The following is a 458-nucleotide window of genomic DNA, read 5'->3' as shown; positions in this document are numbered from 1 at the left end:
AGGTGTGACACAGGATCCGCTGCGGTGAGGTGTGCGCGTCGGGACGCAGCCAGCAGGTGATGTCGGCGGCCAGCACCAGCCGGCCGTCCGCCGCCCTCGGCAGCGGCACCGCAACCAGGGCCCGCCGCAGCCGGGCAATGTCCACCCGACCCGCGGCCAGGGCGTCATACAGCCCGCCGTGTCCGCGGCGATGCTCGCCCACCAGCGAGAGTTCCACCAGCGAGCGGACCGGGCCGTCCGCACACAGCACGGCGTCGGCCAGCTCGAACAGAGCATCCGAACGCCTCGTCAGACAGGAGTAGAACTCGCCCCGGAAGCATGACAGTTCCGCGAACGGTTCCTGCCGGACAGCATGGTGCAACAGACTCATCCCCACGGCCTTCGCGCTGATCACGTGTATTCCTTGGTCGGAGCACATGGTCAGCCGAAGGCCGCCTGCACATAGGGCAGTTACCGAC

The 458-nt window shown here is 68.3% G+C and carries 1 protein-coding gene; it reads right to left on the bottom strand.

Annotated features, from left to right (window positions below):
* Positions 1-370: transposase (locus AOQ53_RS35470; protein WP_148640423.1), on the bottom strand; the 370-nt coding region annotated here is incomplete at its 3' end.
* Positions 371-458: the final 88 nt, after the last annotated feature.

The sequence above is a fragment of the Streptomyces azureus genome, assembly GCF_001270025.1.
In the GTDB taxonomy this organism is placed as follows: domain Bacteria; phylum Actinomycetota; class Actinomycetes; order Streptomycetales; family Streptomycetaceae; genus Streptomyces; species Streptomyces azureus.
The sequence above is the reverse complement of the archived record's forward strand: the minus strand, read 5'-3'. Positions and strand labels throughout refer to the sequence as shown.